Annotated in this window: 4 protein-coding genes and 1 pseudogene; all 5 read right to left on the bottom strand. The window is 69.4% G+C overall.

The window, feature by feature from the left end; genetic code table 11:
* Nucleotides 1–164: 164 nt before the first annotated feature.
* Nucleotides 165–533: a cation:proton antiporter gene (locus tag G6017_RS05185; protein ID WP_182610647.1), complete on the bottom strand. Its 369-nt coding sequence runs from the start codon at nt 531–533 to the stop codon at nt 165–167.
* On the bottom strand, nt 530–823 hold the full coding sequence (locus G6017_RS05180; protein WP_182610648.1) for a monovalent cation/H+ antiporter complex subunit F: 294 nt from the start codon (nt 821–823) through the stop codon (nt 530–532). Before G6017_RS05180 ends, G6017_RS05185 begins: the two co-directional genes overlap by 4 nt.
* Nucleotides 820–1416, bottom strand: coding sequence for a Na+/H+ antiporter subunit E (locus G6017_RS05175; RefSeq protein WP_241731382.1), 597 nt, complete (start codon nt 1414–1416; stop codon nt 820–822). The genes G6017_RS05180 and G6017_RS05175 overlap by 4 nt, the downstream gene beginning before the upstream one ends.
* A 58-nt stretch (nt 1417–1474) precedes the next feature.
* Nucleotides 1475–3100, bottom strand: coding sequence for a Na+/H+ antiporter subunit D (locus G6017_RS05170; RefSeq protein WP_182616243.1), 1626 nt, complete (start codon nt 3098–3100; stop codon nt 1475–1477).
* Nucleotides 3097–3458: pseudogene (locus G6017_RS05165) on the bottom strand (Na(+)/H(+) antiporter subunit C); the annotation flags it as partial. The gene G6017_RS05170 and the pseudogene G6017_RS05165, both read right to left, overlap by 4 nt.

Genomic DNA, 3458 nt, shown 5'->3' with positions numbered 1-3458 from the left:
ACGAGCCCCGCCCCCGCGAAGGGGAGCGGGGCTCGAGTCGTCGGCCCCCGGGCCTGTACACGCGCGCGTACCTCGGGGCAGGTGCCAGAGCATGGCCGGGAGCGGCTGTGTCCTGGAGCGCAGGCGCCGGAGCGGATACCGGGGGCCGGCCGGGTGGGACTCGGTCAGGGCGTGTTCTTGCGATTGGCCTCGCTCGCCTGGAACTTCTCCAGGACCGGGGCCTCGTGGGTGATGGTGCCGTCCTCGACGCTCTCGTGATACGCCAGGTTTCCCACGCGGTTGGCGATCACCGGGGCGGTGCACACGGCCACGATCCCGGCCAGCAGGAGCATTCCCAGGTCGATGTGCGGGAAGATCCGGACGCTGGCGCCGAACAGCACGAGCACCAGGCCCAGCACCTGTGGCTTGGCGGCCGGGTGCATCCGGCTCAGGGTGTCGCGGAAGCGCACCAGCCCGATGGCGCTGGCGAGGGTGAGCAGCGCACCGGCGAGGACGAACAGCGCGGAGACGATCTCCCGGGGGTCGTCGGTCATGTGAGGGCCTCCTTGTGGACGCCGGTGGAGTCGCTGACCCGGAACCGGGCCACGGACACCGATCCGAGGAACGCGACCAGCGCCAACGCCACGAGGGCGGCCGCGGCGGTGGTGTCCTTGCTCCAGGCGATGTACACCCCGACCCCGCACTGCGCGATGGCGGCGAGCATGTCCAGGGAGATCAGCCGGTCGAGGGTGTTGGGTCCACCGATCAGCCGGATCATCGTGGTGAACAGTGCGAGCGTCAGGGCGACCACGGCCGCGCTCCACAGCAGCAGTGACAGGCTCATCGGTGCTCCTCGCTGTCTCGTACGGGCTCGGGTGGGCGGTCGCGGTCGTCAACGCGCTCGGGGCCGCTGGTCCCGTATTCCTCTGCGGGGGCGCAATAGTGCTGCGGGCTGGGTCGCCAGTCCTCGGGACGTTCGAATGCGCGCACGTACAACTGTTCCACGTGGGCGGTCTGGCGACGGAACCTCTCGACCGCCTCGGGACTCCCGGCGTCCAGGACGTGGACGTACACGTACCGCGCGACCGGGTCGACGCGCACGACGATGCCGCCGGGCATGAGGTTCAGGGTGTTGACGGCCAGGGCGAGGGTGAAGTCCGACTTGAGCTGCATCGGTGCCCTGAGCACGGCGGACCGGGGCGGAGCCTGCGGGCGCACGGACAGCCACGCCACGGCGATCGACGAGCGGACGAGGTAATAGGCCACCACGATCACCAGCCACACCGTGGAGACGGGCCTGAGAAGACCCTCCACCGGGACGCGCGGGAGCGGGAGCAGCACCATCACCACGATCGCGACGAGCACCCCGGCGACGATCGTGCCGACCTCGACCGGCCCCCAGAGCATGACCCAGGCGACCGTCAGCCACAGCATCATGAACACTCGTGAGCCGACGACCCGGGGGTCGAGACGGACTCTCATCCTGCGGGCCATGTCAGCGCACCCCCGTCACGGAGTCGACGTAGCGTTCGGGCGTGGAATCGAGGGGGATGGTGTCCAGGTAGTCATGTCGCTCCATGAGGCTCTCGGCAGCCCGGTCGGTGACCCCGAGCAGCGGGCCGGCGAAGACCGTCATCAACAAGGAGACCACGATGAGGGCCATGGTGGGGGCGAGCATGCTCAACGGCATCCGGCCCACCTCCTCGCGCTCGTCGAACTCCACGTACTCGTCGGAGGGCAGCAGGGCCAGCGGCTTGGCCAGGGCGACCGCGCCCTCGGGGGCGTCGGCGCGGGGGCGCCAGAACGCCTTGGACCACACGCGGACCACCACGTAGAGCGTGAGCAGGCTGGTGACCATGGCCCCGGCAATGAGCACCCACATGAGCGGTCCGCCGACCTCGGCACCGGCCTGGACCACCGCGAGCTTGCCGATGAAGCCGGAGAAGGGCGGGATCCCGCCGAGGTTGAGGGCGGGGATGAGGAAGACGACGGCGAGGACGGGGCTGGCCACGGCGAGCGAGCCCAGGCGGCGCAGGGAGGACGACCCGGCCTGCCGCTCGATCAGTCCGACCACCAGGAACAGGGTGGTCTGCACGATGATGTGGTGCCCGACGTAGTAGATCGCCGCACTCAGCCCGTAGCCGGTCGACAGGGCGATGCCGAAGATCATGTACCCGATGTGGCTGACGAGGGTGAACGACAGTATTCGTTTGATGTCCGACTGTGCGATCGCGCCGAGGATGCCGATGACCATCGTCAGCAGTCCCGACACCAGCAGGACGCCGTCCATGGAGCCGCCGGGGAACACGAGGGTGTGGAAGCGGATGATCGCGTAGACGCCGACCTTGGTCAACAGTCCCGCGAACACCGCGGTGACCGGCGCGGGCGCGGTCGGGTAGGAGTCGGGCAGCCAGGTCGAGAGCGGGAAGACCGCGGCCTTGATGCCGAACGCCACCAGGAACACGGCGAAGATCGTGTTGCGCAGCCCGTCCGGGACCTCGGCCATCCGGATGGACAGCTGGGCAAGGTTCAGCGTGCCCGCCGCCGAGTAGGTCAGCGCGATGCCCAGCAGGAACACCATCGACGACACCATCGACACGACGGTGTAGGAGACCCCCGCGCGGACTCGTTCCTGGCTGGCGCCGAGCGTGAGCAGGACGTAGGACGCGGCCAGCAGCATCTCGAACCCGACGAACAGATTGAACAGGTCGCCGGCGATGAACGCCGCGTTCAGTCCCGCCGCGAGCGCCAGGTAGGTGGGGAGGAAGATCGAGGTCGGTTGGTCGCCCTCCCCGTCGCGGACGCCCTGCCCCACGGCGTAGATGATCACCGTCAGCAGCACGATGGCCGACACGCAGAGCATGAGGGCGCTGAGCCGGTCCGCCACGAGGGTGATCCCGACGGGTGCGTCCCAGCCGCCCACCTGCACGGTGTGCACGCCGTGTTGGTCGGTGAGCACCAGCAGGATGCCGGCGATGACCAGCACCCCGGTGAGGGTGACGATGGTGATGATGTTCTGGACCCGGGGACGGCGGGAGACCACCAGGCACAGCGCCGCGGCGAGCAGGGGGATCAGAACGACGGACGGGATGAGGTAGCCGAACAGTTCGGGGGAGATCACCGGCCACCCTCCTTTCCGTCGTCCGGGGTTCCGTCGTCGCGCCTCGTCCGCCTGCGGTCGCGCGAGGCGGCAGCGGCGCGGGCGCGGGCCTCCGCTTCGGCTTCCGCCTCGGCCTCCTCCAGGTCCTCGTCGTCGTAGTCGACGTGGTCTCCCAGCTCGGTGGGTTGACCGGTGGTGTGGTCGTCGGACAGGTCCCGGTCGGGTGCCGACCAGGCGTCGGTGGGCGAGCGCTTGGCGATCTTGGTGTCCTCGGCGTCGTCGGCGACCTCGTCGGCGGTGGTGAACTGGTAGGAGCGGTAGGCCAACGCCAGGATGAAGGCCCCGACGCCGGCGGTGATGACGATCGCGGTGAGGATCA

Origin of the sequence: Dietzia sp. B44 (assembly GCF_014145245.1) — a bacterium.
GTDB classification, from domain to species: Bacteria; Actinomycetota; Actinomycetes; order Mycobacteriales; family Mycobacteriaceae; genus Dietzia; species Dietzia natronolimnaea.
The sequence above is the reverse complement of the archived record's forward strand: the minus strand, read 5'-3'. Positions and strand labels throughout refer to the sequence as shown.